Annotated in this window: 15 protein-coding genes and 1 rRNA gene; 11 read left to right on the forward strand and 5 right to left on the reverse strand. The window is 65.3% G+C overall.

Features of this window, described 5'->3' with window-relative positions; translation table 11 throughout:
- The first annotated feature begins 132 nt into the window (after nucleotides 1-132).
- Nucleotides 133-245: ribosomal RNA gene (gene rrf, locus GRX31_RS18960) — 5S ribosomal RNA — on the forward strand.
- Nucleotides 246-397: 152 nt separating this feature from the next.
- On the opposite strand, the gene GRX31_RS18965 is transcribed toward rrf, so the two are convergent.
- A complete protein-coding gene (locus tag GRX31_RS18965) occupies nucleotides 398-1,165 on the reverse strand; it encodes a class II glutamine amidotransferase (RefSeq protein WP_026062477.1) in 768 nt (255 codons plus the stop codon).
- A gap of 99 nt (nucleotides 1,166-1,264) precedes the next feature.
- Here GRX31_RS18965 and GRX31_RS18970 point away from each other — a divergent pair, with 99 nt between their 5' ends.
- On the forward strand, nucleotides 1,265-1,933 hold the full coding sequence (locus GRX31_RS18970) for a hypothetical protein (RefSeq protein WP_160854210.1): 669 nt from the start codon (nucleotides 1,265-1,267) through the stop codon (nucleotides 1,931-1,933).
- A gap of 63 nt (nucleotides 1,934-1,996) precedes the next feature.
- On the opposite strand, the gene GRX31_RS18975 is transcribed toward GRX31_RS18970, so the two are convergent.
- The 3 genes from GRX31_RS18975 to GRX31_RS18985 all read right to left on the reverse strand — a co-directional run bounded on the left by GRX31_RS18975 (nucleotide 1,997) and on the right by GRX31_RS18985 (nucleotide 4,729).
- Nucleotides 1,997-2,185: a 4-oxalocrotonate tautomerase gene (locus tag GRX31_RS18975; RefSeq protein WP_012202595.1), complete on the reverse strand. Its 189-nt coding sequence runs from the start codon at nucleotides 2,183-2,185 to the stop codon at nucleotides 1,997-1,999.
- Between the two features lie 10 nt (nucleotides 2,186-2,195).
- Nucleotides 2,196-2,456, reverse strand: coding sequence for a cysteine-rich CWC family protein (locus GRX31_RS18980; RefSeq protein WP_160854212.1), 261 nt, complete (start codon nucleotides 2,454-2,456; stop codon nucleotides 2,196-2,198).
- 80 nt (nucleotides 2,457-2,536) lie between these two features.
- Nucleotides 2,537-4,729, reverse strand: coding sequence for a malate synthase G (locus GRX31_RS18985; RefSeq protein ID WP_160854214.1), 2,193 nt, complete (start codon nucleotides 4,727-4,729; stop codon nucleotides 2,537-2,539).
- Between the two features lie 304 nt (nucleotides 4,730-5,033).
- Here GRX31_RS18985 and GRX31_RS18990 point away from each other — a divergent pair, with 304 nt between their 5' ends.
- The 9 genes from GRX31_RS18990 (at nucleotide 5,034) to GRX31_RS19030 (ending at nucleotide 13,663) form a co-directional block, all read left to right on the forward strand.
- Nucleotides 5,034-5,969: a LysR family transcriptional regulator gene (locus GRX31_RS18990; RefSeq protein WP_026062476.1), complete on the forward strand. Its 936-nt coding sequence runs from the start codon at nucleotides 5,034-5,036 to the stop codon at nucleotides 5,967-5,969.
- Nucleotides 5,970-5,997: 28 nt separating this feature from the next.
- Nucleotides 5,998-6,603, forward strand: coding sequence for a DUF3016 domain-containing protein (locus GRX31_RS18995; protein WP_160854216.1), 606 nt, complete (start codon nucleotides 5,998-6,000; stop codon nucleotides 6,601-6,603).
- 129 nt (nucleotides 6,604-6,732) lie between these two features.
- Entirely contained in the window at nucleotides 6,733-7,179 is a 447-nt protein-coding gene (locus GRX31_RS19000) for a DUF2214 family protein (protein ID WP_016450692.1), read from the forward strand.
- Nucleotides 7,180-7,233: 54 nt separating this feature from the next.
- Nucleotides 7,234-8,931: an arginine--tRNA ligase gene (gene argS / locus GRX31_RS19005; protein WP_016450693.1), complete on the forward strand. Its 1,698-nt coding sequence runs from the start codon at nucleotides 7,234-7,236 to the stop codon at nucleotides 8,929-8,931.
- Nucleotides 8,932-8,951: 20 nt separating this feature from the next.
- Nucleotides 8,952-9,632 carry an SPOR domain-containing protein gene (locus tag GRX31_RS19010; protein ID WP_070080759.1) on the forward strand — a complete coding sequence of 227 codons (681 nt, stop codon included), beginning with the start codon at nucleotides 8,952-8,954 and terminating at the stop codon, nucleotides 9,630-9,632.
- Nucleotides 9,633-9,713: 81 nt separating this feature from the next.
- A complete protein-coding gene (locus tag GRX31_RS19015) occupies nucleotides 9,714-10,364 on the forward strand; it encodes a thiol:disulfide interchange protein DsbA/DsbL (RefSeq protein WP_016450695.1) in 651 nt (216 codons plus the stop codon).
- A gap of 171 nt (nucleotides 10,365-10,535) precedes the next feature.
- A complete protein-coding gene (lptA, locus tag GRX31_RS19020; protein ID WP_016454602.1) occupies nucleotides 10,536-11,198 on the forward strand; it encodes a lipopolysaccharide transport periplasmic protein LptA in 663 nt (220 codons plus the stop codon).
- On the forward strand, nucleotides 11,195-11,992 hold the full coding sequence (gene lptB / locus GRX31_RS19025) for an LPS export ABC transporter ATP-binding protein (RefSeq protein ID WP_016450697.1): 798 nt from the start codon (nucleotides 11,195-11,197) through the stop codon (nucleotides 11,990-11,992). The genes lptA and lptB overlap by 4 nt, the downstream gene beginning before the upstream one ends.
- Nucleotides 11,993-12,046: 54 nt before the next feature.
- Entirely contained in the window at nucleotides 12,047-13,663 is a 1,617-nt protein-coding gene (locus GRX31_RS19030) for an RNA polymerase factor sigma-54 (RefSeq protein WP_016454603.1), read from the forward strand.
- Between the two features lie 21 nt (nucleotides 13,664-13,684).
- Here the strand turns inward: GRX31_RS19030 and rtcR are convergent, their stop codons facing one another.
- Complete coding sequence (rtcR, locus tag GRX31_RS19035; protein ID WP_160854218.1) at nucleotides 13,685-15,310, reverse strand: RNA repair transcriptional activator RtcR; 1,626 nt, start codon at nucleotides 15,308-15,310, stop codon at nucleotides 13,685-13,687.
- Nucleotides 15,311-15,568 lie beyond the last annotated feature (258 nt).

The following is a 15,568-nucleotide window of genomic DNA, read 5'->3' on the forward strand; positions in this document are numbered from 1 at the left end:
GACCCTATAACTTTGATGACGTTGATCATCAAGGTGGTTATGCCAAGTAAGGCGCAGTCAAAATACAAAGCTGATTACAGACTCTATGAATTCGTTGTGTTGCTCGCAAGAGCAGCATGACAACAAGTTATGCCTGATGACCATAGCAAGTTGGTACCACTCCTTCCCATCCCGAACAGGACAGTGAAACGACTTTGCGCCGATGATAGTGCGGGTTCCCGTGTGAAAGTAGGTCATCGTCAGGCTCTTACAGCCCAAGAAACCCCGTAGCCCAAAGCTACGGGGTTTTTTGCATTGGGCTGCAGGAAACGGGGAAACAGGCTGAACCGCCAAAACGGACAACCCAAAAAAAGAGAGCGCTGACGCGCTCTCTTTTTATTCCTGAATGCGCAATGGTTCAAAGCGGCAGGCATTCGCCCTGTACAAAGACCTTGAGTTCGCCCGACTGGATTGAGGTCCAGGTCTCATTCTTGGTCAATGGCGCCGTGACGATGATGGCCACGCGGTCCTGGGGTGTGGTTTCCCGGGCGAAGTCCACGGCCAGGTCTTCATCCGACAGATGGGCCTGGGCAAAGGGGTGGCGTCGTTCGATATAGCACAGGTGCGTGGTGGCATGGGCCCACAGCGCTTCGCCGTTGGACAGCAGGAAATTGAAGGTTCCATGCGGCGAGATGCGCCTGGCCAGCTCGCGCAGCGTGTGGGTGAGTTCCTGCACGCTGGGCAGGCCGGCATGCGACTTCCACAGCTCCTGGAGAATCCAGCAGAAGGCCTGCTCGCTGTCGGTGTTGCCTACTGGATGGAAGTGGGCATGCAGTTTGGGAGCGAAGCCCTTGAGATCTCCGTTGTGAGCGAAGACCCAGTTGCGGCCCCACAGTTCACGCACGAAGGGGTGGCAGTTCTGCAGGCTTACCGCGCCCTGCGTGGCCTTGCGGATGTGGGCGATGACGTTGCGGCTCTTGATCGGGTACTCGCGTATCAGCTTGGCGATGGGTGAGTCGATGGCGCGCTCATAGCCCACGAAGTGGCGCAGCCCTTTGTCCTCGAAGAAGGCGATGCCCCAGCCGTCCGTATGGTCGCCGGTATTGCCCGCGCGCTGGGTGAACCCCGAAAAGCTGAAGCGCACGTCGGTGGGCGTGTTGCAGTTCATTCCAAGCAGCTGGCACATGGCGGTATCGTTGTTTGCGTAGTTCAAGCCATAGCCTAACGCCTGGCGCAGCAGCTGCAAGCACAATGCGGTGCAACGGCAAAAAAACGGAAGAAACCCATGCCCATCCTCTGTCTGCATACGGCGCACAGCAACGCCGTGATCTTCGAGCAGGCTGCTGCCGAACTGGGCTGGCCGGCCCACTCAATCGTTCATCAGGTGCATGAGGAACTGTTGTTGGAGGCGGAGGCTGCTGGCGGCATGGATGCGGCGCTTCGGCGGAAAACAGCAGGGCAGCTTGATGCGCTGGCAGACCCTGCCGATATCGATGCCGTGCTGCTGACCTGTTCGACCCTGGGTCCGGCCGTGGCGGATTGCCTCAGTGACAAGGTCTGGCGTGCCGATGGCATGCTGGCCCGCAAGGTGGCTGCTGCCTTGCAGAGAGATCCCCAGTCACGCATTGCACTGCTGTGTGCTGCTCCCACAACGTATGAAGCCACGCGCGATCTGTTCATGCAAGCGTTGCTGTCTGGCGATGCACATCTGCGCCTGCAGCTGCAGTGTGTCGAAGGCGCATGGGCGCTTTTCCGTAGAGGCGATCTCTCTGGCTACCAGGCACGGATGACCGATGCCGCTTTTCAAGCCTATGCGGCCGGCACCGCCCAGGTGGTTTTGACCCAGGTTTCCATGGATGGGGTTGCCAGGTACTGGCAGGCCAGAGACTCCCATCCTGTGCCGTGGACCGTGGCTGCCAGTGCGCTGCAGGCACTTGGAGAAATGCGCAAATAAAGCTGCAGCTTCATGGAAAAAGGCAGCCGAAGCTGCCTTTTGCATGCGTTGGAGGAAAAGTCCTCAGCTGCGTTCGGACCAGAGCTTGCCGCCCGTGGCCCAGTTTTCGCGCTTGATGTCGGTGATCAGGATGTCCACCGATTCGGGCGAGCCACCGAGGACTTCTACCGAGACGCGCGTGATCTCTTCGACCAGCTTGCGCTTTTGTTCGACGGTGCGGCCTTCCATCATTTCGACGTGGTACGTGGGCATGTCAATCTCCTCAGGGATCAAGTTCTAGGGGTTGGATCGGCGACATCATATCGGCCGACGCGGGCGGTCGAGGCTTGTCGGTGCCAAGGGCGCAGGCGGGGCACAGACAGGCCTTGTTGCGCAGGGGCTCCGGAATGCGGGCCAATGCATCGGGTGCCACCGGCGTGTCCATGCACCAGCAGTTCAGCGGATCAGCGCCCGCAAGAATGGCGCACTGATTGCTGCGGCCGCACAGCGGACACAGGCTGGCATCGGGGGGAGGGGCACTCATCGTGGTTCTGAGTGTAGATCCATGAAAAAAGCACCTCAGGCAAGCCTGGGTGCCTTTTCAAGCGCCGGGCGCCGCCCGCGTCAGGCGGCGGCCTTGACCTTCAGGCGCCAGGCATGCAGCAGGGGCTCGGTGTAGCCGCTGGGTTGCTCCTTGCCCTTGAAGACCAGGTCACAGGCAGCCTGGTAGGCCATCGAGGTGTCGAAGTGGCCGGCCATGGGCTTGTACAGCGCATCGCCCGCGTTCTGCTGGTCGACCACGGCGGCCATGCGCTCGAAGGTCTCGCGCACCTGCGCCTCGGTCACGATGCCGTGCTGCAGCCAGTTGGCGATGTGCTGGCTGGAGATGCGCAGCGTGGCGCGGTCTTCCATCAGGCCCACGTTGTGGATGTCGGGCACCTTGGAGCAGCCCACGCCCTGGTCCACCCAGCGCACCACATAGCCGAGGATGCCCTGGACGTTGTTGTCCAGCTCCTGCTGCTTTTCGGCGGCGCTCCACTTGTCTTCCTTGACCACGGGCACCTGCAGCAGGTCGGCCAGGATGTTGGCGCGCTCGGCGTCGGCATTGGTCTGCTCCAGCTGCTTTTGCACTTCGGCCACGTTGACCTGGTGGTAGTGCAGGGCGTGCAGCGTGGCGGCCGTGGGCGAGGGCACCCAGGCGGTATTGGCGCCGGCCTTGGGGTGGCCGATCTTTTGCTCCAGCATGGCCTTCATCAGGTCGGGCATGGCCCACATGCCCTTGCCGATCTGCGCCTTGCCGCGCAGGCCCAGGCCCAGGCCCACGAGCACGTTGCTGCGCTCATAGGCGGCCAGCCAGGCGCTTCCCTTCATGTCGGCCTTGCGAACCATGGGGCCGGCATACATGGCGGTGTGCATTTCGTCGCCCGTGCGGTCCAGGAAGCCGGTGTTGATGAAGGCCACGCGCGATGCGGCGGCGGCGATGCAGGCCTTGAGGTTGACGCTGGTGCGGCGCTCCTCGTCCATGATGCCCAGCTTGACGGTGTTCTCGGGCAGGCCGAGCACCTTTTCCACGCGGCCGAACAGCTCGCTGGCGAAGGCGGCTTCCGCAGGGCCGTGCATCTTGGGCTTGACGATGTAGACGCTGCCCGTGCGCGAGTTGCGGATGCCGTTGGCGCCCAGACCCTTGATGTCATGGACGGCGATGGCCGTGGTGACCATGGCGTCCAGGATACCTTCGGGGATTTCCTTGCCGTTGCCCCAGAGGATGGCCGGGTTGGTCATCAGGTGGCCGACGTTGCGAACGAACATCAGCGAACGGCCATGCAGCCTGACGGGCTTGCCGTCGGCGCCGGTGTACTCGCGGTCTGCATTCAGGCCGCGCGTCATGCTCTTGCCGCCCTTGTCGAAGGTTTCGGTCAGCGTGCCCTTGAGGATGCCCAGCCAGTTGGCATAGCCCACCACCTTGTCTTCGGCATCCACGGCGGCCACGGAGTCTTCCAGGTCCAGGATGGTGGACAGGGCCGCCTCGACCACCACGTCGGCCACGCCGGCGGCATCGGTCTGGCCGATGGCCGTGGTCTTGTCGATGCGGATGTCGATATGCAGGCCGTTGTTGAGCAGCAGCACGGAAGAGGGCGCTGCGGCATCACCCTGGTAGCCCACAAACTGGGCGGTGTTCTTCAGGCCCGTGGTGCCGCCGTTCTTGAGCGCGACGACCAGCTGGCCGCCTTCCACGCGGTAGCCGGCGGCATCCTTGTGCGAGCCCGAGGCCAGCGGGGCGGCCTGGTCCAGGAAATCACGTGCGAAGGCGATGACCTTGGCGCCGCGAACGGGGTTGTAGCCCTTGCCCTTTTCCGCGCCGCCGTCCTCGCCGATGGCATCCGTGCCATACAGGGCGTCATACAGCGAGCCCCAGCGCGCGTTGGCGGCGTTGAGCGCATAGCGGGCATTGAGAATGGGCACGACCAGCTGGGGGCCGGCCTGGATGGCCAGTTCCGCATCCACGTTGGTGGTGGTCGCCTTGGCATCCTTGGGCTGCTCGACCAGATAGCCGATCTGCGTCAGGAACTGCTGGTAGCCGGCCATGTCGGTGATGGGGCCGGGATGGGCCTTGTGCCAGGTGTCCAGCTCGGCCTGCAGGCGGTCGCGTTCGGCCAGCAGGGCGGCATTGCGGGGGGCGAGGTCGTTGACGATCTCGTCGAAGCCTTTCCAGAATGCCTCGGGCGCGACACCCGTGCCCGGGAGCACTTGTTCATTGATGAAGCGGTGCAGCTCTGTGGCCACCTGCAGGCTGTGGGCTTGGGTGCGATCGGTCATGGTGGGAACCCCGGTTGGATGGATGGAAAGACTGGCCTAGACCCTTTACGGGCCTGACTATAAGGAATACTTTATTAGATTTATTTGCGTACATAAATAGACCATAAATCTTAAAACTCGTGACTTTTACGCAAAAATGTGGGAAGGTTATGCGCCTGCCAAAACCATCGGAAATTGGCATGCAGCCCGGTGCGAAGGGCAAATGGCAGACAGCCAGTGCCTACTGCGCAAAAAGGCGGACCCCAGGAGACAGGCATGCATGCGCATGCCCCACAAGAACACGGAAAAGAAACGGACAGCAGTCATGGACAAGCTCAAGGCATTCGAGTCATTCGTATCGGTGGCCACGCGCGGCAGCCTCACGGCAGCGGCCAAGGCGGAAGGCGTGGCGCCAGCCATCATGGGGCGGCGACTGGATGCCTTGGAAGAGCACCTGGGCGTCAAGCTCATGGTGCGGACCACACGCCGCATCTCGCTCACGCACGAGGGCAGCGCTTTTCTCGAGGATTGCCAGCGCCTCTTGTCCGATGTGTCCAACGCCGAGGCCAGCGTCAGTGCGGGCGGGGTCAAGGCCACAGGACATCTGCGCATCACGGCGCCGGCAGGCTTTGGTCGGCGGCATGTGGCGCCTCTGGTGCCGCGTTTTCGGGACCTGCACCCCGATGTGACGATTTCCCTGAATCTGAGCGACCGCGTGGTCGATCTGGCCGGTGAGGGCTTTGACTGCGCGGTGCGGGTAGGCGACTTGCCCGACTCGGCCCTGGTCAGCGTGCGCATCGCCGACAACCGGCGCCAGTGCGTGGCCACGCCCTCCTATCTGGAGCGCCGCGGCACGCCGCGCCACCCCAGCGAGCTGACCCAGCATGACTGCCTGACGCTGTCCAGCGATGCCTCGCAGACGCGCGGCTGGGCCTTCCGCATTCCGCACCCGGACAGCGGTACCAGCGAAGTCGTGCATTTCAAGCCGGGCGGTCCGCTGGACTGCTCCGACGGCCAGGTGCTGCACGACTGGTGCCTGGGCGGCTGGGGCATTGCCTGGCGCAGCACCTGGGAGGTGGAGGCCGAGATCGCCGCCGGGCGCCTGGTGGCGGTGCTGGAGGAATTTGCGGCCCCACCGAACGGCATCTTCGTGGTCTTTCCCCAGCGCAAGCACATGCCGCTGCGCGTGCGGCTGTGGATCGACTATCTCAAGCACCATTACGAGCAGCCGGAATTCTGGCGTCGAACCCACGCGGCCTGATCGGGCCGCCCAGCAAGGAGGAATGAGCATGGCAGTGTCGATCGCGAAGAAAGCGATATCCGCAACGCAGGCCGCGCCCCCCGCAAGGCGGCGCTGGATGTGCATGGCGCTGGGCGCCGCCTGCCTGGGGATGGTGGCGGGCTGTGCCGTCCAGGGGCCGGAGCAGGGCAGGGCCGCAGGGGCCCGCCAGGGGGCGGTGCCTGCGGGCATCGTGAGCGTCACCTTTGACGACCCTTCGCGCTTCGACGCCTTGCGCAGCGGTCCCGGGGAGACCGACAAGGCGCGCCGTGCCTGGGTTGACGCACTGGCCCAGTTCCTGGCCGAACGGGCCGCGCCCAGGCTGCCCCAGGGCCAGCGGCTTGAAGTCCACCTCACCGATGTGCAGCGTGCCGGCAGTTTCGAGCCCTGGCGCGGACCCCAGGCCGCCGATGTGCGCATCGTCCGCGATATCTACCCACCGCGCATCGACCTGCGTTTCAAGCTGCTGGATGCCGACGGAAAGCTGCTGCGCGAGGGCAGCCGCCAACTGCGCGATGCGACCTTCATGATGCGCCCCGACCTGTATCCCAACGATCCCCTGCGCTATGAGAAGACGCTGCTGGATGACTGGTTGCGCGCGGAACTGCCGAAGTAGCGACGCAAGAGCCGGCGCGACGGGAGGACCGCAGTGGTCTACCGATTGCCTCGGGCATCCCGATGGCGGTCGCCGTTTCTGGCGTAATGCAGCATGGCCCAAGAGGCTCAATTTCTATACGGATTCCCCATGACGATAGAAGCCATTCTGGCCAGCCTTCACCTGCTGGCCATCCTCACCTTCGTGGTGTTCCTGTCCAGCCAGGCAGCGCTGTGCCGCAGCGAGTGGATGAGTGCCGCCGTGGTCCAGCGCCTGGCGCGGCTGGACATGATCTACGGGCTGGCGGTGGTGTTCCTGGTGCTCACCGGCATTGCGCGCCTGGTGTGGGGCGTCAAGGGCATGTCCTGGTACGTCTCGCAGCCACTGTTTCATCTGAAGATGACTTTGTTCGTGGTCGGCGCCGTGTTGTCGATCAAGCCCACGCTGGCCTTCCGCCGCTGGCGCCGCGCGCTGGATGCCGGCCAGGGCCTGCCCCAGCCTGCCGAGGTGGCCAGCACGCGCCGCTGGGTGATGTGGCAGGCGCATGTGGTGCCTGTGATCGCGGTGGTGGCGGTGTTCTGGGCGCGGGGCATGTAGGCCCGGTTTTCCTGTCTGGCGGCATGGGGCGGGCCTGCCACGTAGAATCCGCCGATGCTCTCCGTCAAACAGGAACTGCTCGCGGCTCTGGCCGGCGAGCTTGAAACTTTGTCGCCCGGCGCCGGTGCCCGTGCCGCTTTCGAATCCCCCAAGGTGGCTGCCCATGGCGATTTCGCCTGCACGGCCGCCATGCAGCTGGCCAAGCCACTCAAGCTCAATCCGCGCGCGCTCGGTGAACAGCTCAAGGCTGCGCTGGAGGCCACGCCGGCTTTCCAGCGCTGGGTCGATGCCATCGAGATCGCCGGCCCCGGCTTTCTGAACATCCGTCTCAAGCCCGCCGCCAAGCAGCAGATCATCCGCGAAGTGCTGGGACAGGCCGAGAAATTCGGCTGGCAGGCTGACCGTGGCGCCAAGATGCTGGTCGAGTTCGTCTCCGCCAACCCCACCGGCCCGCTGCACGTGGGCCATGGCCGCCAGGCCGCGCTGGGCGATGCCATCTGCAACCTCTATGCCACCCAGGGCTGGGGCGTGCACCGCGAGTTCTACTACAACGATGCGGGCGTGCAGATCGACACGCTGACCAAGAGCACGCAGCTGCGCGCCAAGGGCTTCAAGCCCGGCGACGAATGCTGGCCCATCGATCCCGAGAATCCGGAAAGCAAGGCCTTCTACAACGGCTCCTACATCCAGGACATCGCAGACGATTTCAAGGCCTGCAAGACCGTCAAGGCCGATGACCGCGAATTCACGGCCAACGGCGATGTCGAGGACTACGACAACATCCGCCAGTTCGCCGTCGCCTATCTGCGCAACGAGCAGGACAAGGACCTGCAGGCCTTCAACCTGCACTTTGACGAGTACTACCTCGAATCCAGCCTCTACACCAACGGCCATGTCGAGGACGCGGTGCAGCGCCTGATCGCGGGCGGGCACACCTACGAACTCGACGGCGCGCTCTGGCTCAAGTCCACCGACTACGGTGACGACAAGGACCGCGTGATGCGCAAGCAGGACGGCAACTACACGTACTTCGTGCCCGATGTCGCCTACCACATCCAGAAGTTCAAGCGCGGCTACTCCAAGGTCGTCAACATCCAGGGCACGGACCACCACGGCACCATCGCACGCGTGCGCGCCGGCCTGCAGGCCGCCGACGTGGGCATTCCGGCCGGCTATCCCGACTACGTGCTGCACACCATGGTGCGCGTGGTGCGCGGCGGCGAGGAAGTCAAGATCAGCAAGCGCGCCGGCTCCTACGTCACGCTGCGCGACCTGATCGAGTGGACCAGCAAGGATGCGGTGCGCTTCTTCCTGCTGTCCCGCAAGCCCGACACCGAGTACACCTTCGACGTGGACCTGGCCGTGGCCCAGAACAATGACAACCCCGTGTACTACGTGCAGTACGCCCATGCGCGCATCTGCTCGGTGCTGGCAGCCTGGGGCGGCGATGCGGACACGCTCAAGGACGTGGACCTGTCGGCGCTGGAAGGCCCGCAGGCCCAGGCGCTGATGCTGCAGCTGGCCAAGTACCCGGCCATGCTGACTTCGGCCGCAGAAGGCAATGCGCCCCACGACGTGACCTTCTACCTGCGCGAACTGGCCTCGCTGTACCACAGCTACTACGACGCGGAACGCATCCTGGTGGACGATGAAAAGGTCAAGCTCGCCCGCCTGGCGCTGATCTCGGCCACGCGCCAGGTATTGCACAATGGCCTGGCAGTGCTGGGCGTCTCGGCCCCGCAACGCATGTAACTTCGAGCGACAAGCCATCTATGAAGACACAGCAACGTGGGGGCACCGTCATCGGTCTCATCATCGGCATGATCGTCGGGCTGGCAGCAGCCCTGGCCGTCGCCGTCTATGTGACCAAGGTGCCCGTGCCCTTTCTCTCCAAGGGCGGCAAGACGGCCGACCAGGACGCGGCAGAGGCCCAGCGCAACAAGAACTGGGACCCCAACGCACCGCTGCAGGGCAAGAACCCGGCGCCGCCACCACCGGCTGCCGTCACGCCCAGCCTCCCCGGCAGCACCACGCCAGCAGCGCCCACCCCGCCCGCCGTGGCCGGCGGCGTGACGCCGCCGCCCGCGCCCGTGGACCCGGCCAAGCCGCCCGCCAAGCCCGACACCAAGGCCGATGGCAAGACCTCCGCCGACCCGCTGGGTGATCTGGTGAAGGCGCGTTCCGCCGCTGCCGAGAAGACGGAAAAGGCCGAGGCTGCCTTCAACTACTTCGTGCAGGCCGGCGCCTTCCGCAGCCAGGGCGATGCCGATGCGCAGCGGGCCAAGCTGGCCATGCTGGGATGGGAGGCGCGCGTGAGCGAGCGAGAGCAAAACGGCATCACCATCTTCCGCGTGCGCGTGGGTCCGTTCACCAAGCGCGACGATGCCGAGCAACTCAAGCAAAAACTCGATGGCGCCGGGGTCGAGTCCACGCTGGTGCGCGCCGCTCGCTGAAACAGCGTTGAGCAAGAGCGCTGAACTTTTTGGCAAACCCCAGCCTCCTAATCTGCAGCATTGAACGAGGAGTTTGTTTTGATGAATCGCCGCGACTTTTCCCTGGCTGCCTCGGCAGCCGCTGCCAGCGCGCTGACGCTGGGCACCTCCGCCGCCCAGGCCCAGGCGGCAGCGCCCAAGGAGGGCAAGGACTACATCAAGCTGGCCAAGCCCGCACCCACCAGCGCCGGCGCCGGCAAGGTCGAGGTGGTCGAGTTCTTCTGGTACAGCTGCCCGCACTGCAATGCATTCGAGCCCACCTTTGCCGCCTGGAAGAACCAGGCGCCGGCCGACGTGGTCGTGCACCGCGTGCCCGTGGCCTTCAACGCCAGCTTCGTGCCCCAGCAAAAGCTGTACTACGCCTTTGAAGGCATGAACCTGCTGGACACCATGCATGCGCGCGCCTTCCACGCCATCCATGTGGAACGCAACCGCCTGGCCAAGGACGACGAGATCTTCGCCTGGGTGGGCAAGCAGGGCGTGGACGTGGCCAAGTTCAAGGAGGTCTACAACTCCTTCACGGTCTCCAACCAGGTGCGCAAGGCCACCCAGCTGCAGCAGGACTATGACGTGGAAGGCGTGCCGGCCATGGGCGTGGCGGGCCGCTACTACACCGATGGCACCAAGGCCGGGAACATGACCAATGTGCTGCGCGTGGTCGATCAGCTGATCGCCACCAGCCGCAAGGGCTGAGGTAGGGGCCTCGGCCCAGACCACCCGTGACAGGCCCGCCATTGAGCGGGCCTGTCGCTTTTGGAAACCTCTTTTTGTGCCTTCGTGTCAGTGCTTTGCCCCCGGCTTGAAAGACGCCAGGAACGGTTGCGCGCGACACCCCCTACAATGGATGCAAGAAGCGTGCCCTCCATGAAACAACGACTTTCCCCCCTCCTGCTCGCAGCCGCCCTGGCGGCTTTCGCCGGTTTGGCCCAGGCCGAAAAGGCCGACAGCACCAAGCCCATGAACATCGAGGCTGACGCGCTGCGCCATGACGAACTCAAGCAGACCAGCGTCTTCACCGGCAACGTGGTGATGACCAAGGGCACCATCGTGCTGCGCGGTGCCCAGCTCGACGTGCGCCAGGACCCCGAAGGCTTTCAGTACGGCGTGGTCACGGCCGAAGCGGGCAAGCGCGCCTTCTTCCGCCAAAAGCGCGACACCGTTCCCGGCCAGCCCGAGGAATTCGTGGAAGGCGAGGGCGAGGTCATCGAATACGACGGCAAGGCCGATCTCGTGAAGTTCATCCGCCGCGGCGAACTGCGGCGCTATCGCGGCGGCCAGCTCAGCGACGAGATCACGGGCTCCATCATCGTCTACAACAACCTCACCGACGTGTTCACCGTCGATGGGCAAAAGACCAGCGGCGGCCAGCCCAGCTCCACCGCCGGCCAGGGCGGGCGCGTGCGCGCCGTGCTGGCGCCCAAGGAGGGCACACCGGGCTCGCAGCCGCGCGCTCCCGCCGCAGGCGCGCCGGGCACATCCCTGCAGCCCAGCAACACCCTGGACAGCCTTGGTGGTACCAAGCGATGAGTACCGAGGCCTCAGCCCCCGCTGCCCACGCTTCCTCCCCACGCGCCGAACAGGGCAGCAGCCTGCAGGCGCGCCATCTGGCCAAGTCCTACGGCAGCCGCAAGGTGGTCAAGGATGTGTCGCTGTCCGTGAAGAAGGGCGAGGTCGTGGGCCTGCTGGGCCCCAATGGCGCGGGCAAGACCACCTCGTTCTACATGATCGTGGGCCTGGTGCGCAGCGACGGCGGCGACATCTTCATCGACGGACAGGCCGTGGGCAACATGCCCATCCACCAGCGCTCGCGCCTGGGCCTGTCCTACCTGCCGCAAGAGGCATCGATCTTTCGCAAGCTCAGCGTCGAGGACAACGTGCGCGCCGTGCTGGAGCTGCAAAGGGATGAGCAGGGCCGGCCGCTGGCGCGCAGCGTCATCGAGGAGCGCCTGACGGCGCTGCTGCAGGAACTGCGCGTGGACCATCTGCGCGCATCGCCCGCGCTGGCGCTGTCGGGCGGCGAACGCCGCCGCGTCGAGATTGCACGTGCGCTGGCCACGCAGCCGCGTTTCATCCTGCTGGACGAGCCCTTCGCCGGCATCGACCCCATCGCCGTGATCGAGATCCAGCGCATCATCGGCTTTCTCAAGGCGCGCGGCATCGGCGTGCTCATCACCGACCACAACGTGCGCGAGACGCTGGGCATCTGCGACCATGCCTTCATCATCAGCGACGGCCATGTGCTGGCCCAAGGCACACCCGAGGAGATCGTGGACAACGCCGAAGTGCGGCGCGTCTACCTCGGCGAACACTTCCGGATGTAGCGCCATGCCCTGCCTGGCCCGTCTGCGAGATTGCCTGCGCGAAGGAGCTGCCGCTTGAAGCCCGGACTGTCGCTGCGCGTCTCCCAGCATCTTTCGCTCACCCCGCAACTGCAGCAGTCGATACAGCTGCTGCAGCTGTCCACGCTGGAGCTGGCGCAGGAAGTGGAGCAGATGCTGGGCGACAACCCCTTCCTGGAGCTGGCGAACGACGACGGCGACCACGAAGCGGCAAGCAGCGCCCCGGAGCCTGCGGCGCCCGGCGCCGACGCCGCGGACTCCTTCCAGGAAAGCCGTGCGGACCAGCCATCGGCTGCGGTGGAATGGGAGGCGCCGTCGGACACATCCTCCGGCGATGCCGTCGAGACCTCCGGCACGGCCGAGTCCCTGAGCTGGGAAGGCGATGGCCAGACCAACTCGGGCAACGACGACCGCGACTGGGGCAGCGATGCGCCTTCCAGCCGCACGCGCGGCCAGGGTGACGATGACGAGACCGATGCCACCGAGCTGGCACGCAGCGCAGAAAGCCTGACCGACCATCTGCACCGCCAGGCCCTGAGCCTGCGCCTGGGCGAGGTGGATCGCGCCGCGCTGCGCTTTCTGATCGAGAACCTCAACGACGACGGCTACCTGGAAGACCCGCTCGACGAGCTGGCACAGGGCCTGGCGGGCGACGACCTGGAGGAGTGCGAGGAACTGGTGCACCGCTTCACCGTGGCGCTGCGCCTGTTGCAAAGCCTGGAGCCGGTGGGCGTGGGCGCGCGCGACCTGGCCGAATGCCTGACGCTGCAGCTGCGCGACCAACTGGCCGATGCCGAGCGCGAAGGCGACGGCAGTGCCGAGGACGAAGATCGGCAGGCCGTGCTGCGCACCGCGCTGGACATCTGCGCCCAGCCCATGGACCTGCTGGCGCGGCGTGACCTGCGCAAGCTCGCCAGCCTGTGCGGCGCGCGCGAGGAGCGGCTGCGCGAGGCGATGGTCCTGATCGCCCGGCTGGAGCCGCGCCCGGGCCGGCGCTTCGCCGACGTGCAGCGCCAGATCGTCGTGCCTGATGTCATCGTGCGCCCCGTGCGCATGGGTGCGGGACGCATGGAGTTCAGCGTGCAACTCAACCCCGATGTCATGCCCAAGCTGCGCGTGCACGACATCTATGCCAGCGCGCTGCGCAGCCACCGGGGCAGCGAAGGCCATGCGGCGCTGCAGCAGCGGCTGCAGGAGGCGCGCTGGTTCATCAAGAACATCCAGCAGCGCTTCGACACCATCCTGCGCGTGTCGCAGGCCATCGTGGAGCGCCAGAAGAACTTCTTCGTGCATGGCGAGCTGGCCATGCGCCCGCTGGTGCTGCGCGACATTGCCGATGCGCTGGGCCTGCATGAGTCCACCATCAGCCGCGTGACCACGGCCAAGTACATGGCCACGCCGCAGGGCACCTACGAACTCAAGTATTTCTTCGGCTCGGGGCTGGGCACCGAGGCGGGCGGCAACGCGTCGAGCACGGCCGTGCGCGCGCTCATCAAGCAGTTCGTCGCAGCCGAGGACCCCAGGAAGCCGCTGTCGGACAACCAGCTCGCCGACATGCTCAAGGAGCAGGGCATCGAATGCGCACGGCGCACCGTGGCCAAGTACCGCGAACTGCTCAAGATCCCCCCGACCACGCTGCGCAAGGCCCTGTAGCCGCGCAGGGCGCGCACGCTCTCAGGCCGCAGGCGCGCGGCCGGCCACGTCATCCCATTTGAGGCCGAATTTCAGCAGGTACTTGCGCAGGCGGTCGGCATCGTTGACCACGCTGCGCTGGGTGCGTGACTGGTCGAACAGGCGGCGCCCCGCATCGGACAGCGAGGGCGATTGCCTGCACACGCGCAGCACCGCTTCGAGCTGCATGCGGTCGAACAGATCCATCTGCTCCAGCCTCTCGGCGGGCAACAGCGCATCAAGGCCGCAGCCGGCGCCGGCGGGGGCGGGCTGCGCTGCCTCGCCCCGTTGCCACAGCCACTGCATGCGCTGGATCTCGGCATCGACCAGGGCCGTGGAGATGCGCCCTCCGTCAGCCAGCGTGGCCAGGCGCGTCATGCTGGCCGACAGGTCGCGGAAGTTGCCGATCCACAGCGCCTCGGGCGAGCGCGCAAAGCGCAGATAGCGCTCGCGGGCCTCCACGTTGAAGCGCACCATCTGGCCGGTCTCGTCGGCCGAGCGCGCGAGCAGGTGGTCCATGTTGGGTTCTATGTCCTCGGGGCGCCCGGCCAGGCCCGGCAGCGCGTAGGACCACAGGTTGATGCGCGCGAACAGATCCTCGCGAAAGCGCCCCTGCGCCACGTCGATGCGTAGGTCGCGGTGCGTGCCGGCGACCAGTTGGAAGTCGCTGCTGACCTCGCGGTCGCTGCCCATGGGATAGAAGCGCTTTTCCTCCACGGCCTTGAGCAGCATGGCCTGTTCGTCCAGGCCCAGCTCGCCGATTTCGTCCAGGAACAGCACGCCCTGGTGCGCGCTGCGCAGCAGGCCGGCGCGGTCGGCCGCAGCGCCCGTGAACGCGCCCTTCTTGTGGCCGAACAGCACCGAGGCCGCGCCATCGCCGCGCAGCGTGGCGCAATTGACCTCGACGAACTCGCCCTGCACCTGGTGCCTGGCCTTCTTCAACTCGTACATGCGCCGCGCCAGGTGCGATTTGCCCGCACCCGTGGGACCCGTGAGCAGGATGGGCGCGCGCGAGCGCACGGCCACACGCTCGATCTCGTCGATCAGCGCGTTGAAGCCTGCATTGCGCGTGGCGATGCCGCTCTTGAGAAATTGCACGGCCTCGCTCTGCTCGGCGCCGAAGCGCTGGGCGATCACGTCGTAGCGCGACAGGTCCAGGTCGATCAGCGCATAGCTGCCCGGGTCGCCCATGCGCTGGCGCCGGGGCGGCGAAGTCTGGGCCAGCACGCCGGGAATGCGGCGCGACTCCACCAGCAGGAACAGGCAGATCTGTGCCACGTGCGTGCCCGTGGTGATGTGGGTCCAGTACTCCTCGCGCTCGGGGTCGAAGCGATAGGCCTGCGTCCAGTCGAACAGCCGCGCATAGACCTCGCCGAAATCCCAGGGATCGGCAATGTCCATGGGCACGAGGTTCACCTGGGTCTCGGGCGATGCCGTGGCGATGTCGCCCTGCAGCAGCTGCGCCAGGGCCAGATGGGGCGGCGTGTAGAGCAGCTCCAGCCGCTCCACCACCAGATCCTCGTGCTGCATGAGGGAGAGGGTCGGCCGCCATTTTTCCCAGCGCCCCGCGCCCCTGCCGGAGTCCAGCTGCGTACCCAGAAAGCCGATGACGACCTTTTTCTTTTCCATGTTTTTGTCTAGTTGGATAGCTGAAATTCTAGTTTCTTTGGATTGAAGAAGAAATCAAGAAAAGTGTGATTTGAGATTTATCCAAATAAATCAAGGGGTTGAAGAATTGTTTGGCGCCTGATGCCAGGCTGGCACGCATCTCGCAATAAGCAAGGCATCCAGTGCAGGCGGTGACCGCTCACAGGCCGGGGTTGGGGCAAAGGCCCGCCCCGCCGGTGCCGGAAGTCCGGGCCCCCAGGGGCTTGTCGATTTCCCGCA

Origin of the sequence: Delftia sp. CH05 (assembly GCF_009827015.1) — a bacterium.
In the GTDB taxonomy this organism is placed as follows: Bacteria; Pseudomonadota; Gammaproteobacteria; order Burkholderiales; family Burkholderiaceae_C; genus Comamonas; species Comamonas tsuruhatensis.

What these genes read in the sequence shown, in the direction of transcription:
- GRX31_RS18965 (WP_026062477.1), bottom strand. Translation starts at nt 1,165, where the DNA reads ATGTGCCAGCTGCTTGGAATGAACTGCAACACGCCCACCGACGTGCGC.
- GRX31_RS18970 (WP_160854210.1), top strand. Translation starts at nt 1,265, where the DNA reads ATGCCCATCCTCTGTCTGCATACGGCGCACAGCAACGCCGTGATCTTC.
- GRX31_RS18975 (WP_012202595.1), bottom strand. Translation starts at nt 2,185, where the DNA reads ATGCCCACGTACCACGTCGAAATGATGGAAGGCCGCACCGTCGAACAA.
- GRX31_RS18980 (WP_160854212.1), bottom strand. Translation starts at nt 2,456, where the DNA reads ATGAGTGCCCCTCCCCCCGATGCCAGCCTGTGTCCGCTGTGCGGCCGC.
- GRX31_RS18985 (WP_160854214.1), bottom strand. Translation starts at nt 4,729, where the DNA reads ATGACCGATCGCACCCAAGCCCACAGCCTGCAGGTGGCCACAGAGCTG.
- GRX31_RS18990 (WP_026062476.1), top strand. Translation starts at nt 5,034, where the DNA reads ATGGACAAGCTCAAGGCATTCGAGTCATTCGTATCGGTGGCCACGCGC.
- GRX31_RS18995 (WP_160854216.1), top strand. Translation starts at nt 5,998, where the DNA reads ATGGCAGTGTCGATCGCGAAGAAAGCGATATCCGCAACGCAGGCCGCG.
- GRX31_RS19000 (WP_016450692.1), top strand. Translation starts at nt 6,733, where the DNA reads ATGACGATAGAAGCCATTCTGGCCAGCCTTCACCTGCTGGCCATCCTC.
- argS (WP_016450693.1), top strand. Translation starts at nt 7,234, where the DNA reads ATGCTCTCCGTCAAACAGGAACTGCTCGCGGCTCTGGCCGGCGAGCTT.
- GRX31_RS19010 (WP_070080759.1), top strand. Translation starts at nt 8,952, where the DNA reads ATGAAGACACAGCAACGTGGGGGCACCGTCATCGGTCTCATCATCGGC.
- GRX31_RS19015 (WP_016450695.1), top strand. Translation starts at nt 9,714, where the DNA reads ATGAATCGCCGCGACTTTTCCCTGGCTGCCTCGGCAGCCGCTGCCAGC.
- lptA (WP_016454602.1), top strand. Translation starts at nt 10,536, where the DNA reads ATGAAACAACGACTTTCCCCCCTCCTGCTCGCAGCCGCCCTGGCGGCT.
- lptB (WP_016450697.1), top strand. Translation starts at nt 11,195, where the DNA reads ATGAGTACCGAGGCCTCAGCCCCCGCTGCCCACGCTTCCTCCCCACGC.
- rtcR (WP_160854218.1), bottom strand. Translation starts at nt 15,310, where the DNA reads ATGGAAAAGAAAAAGGTCGTCATCGGCTTTCTGGGTACGCAGCTGGAC.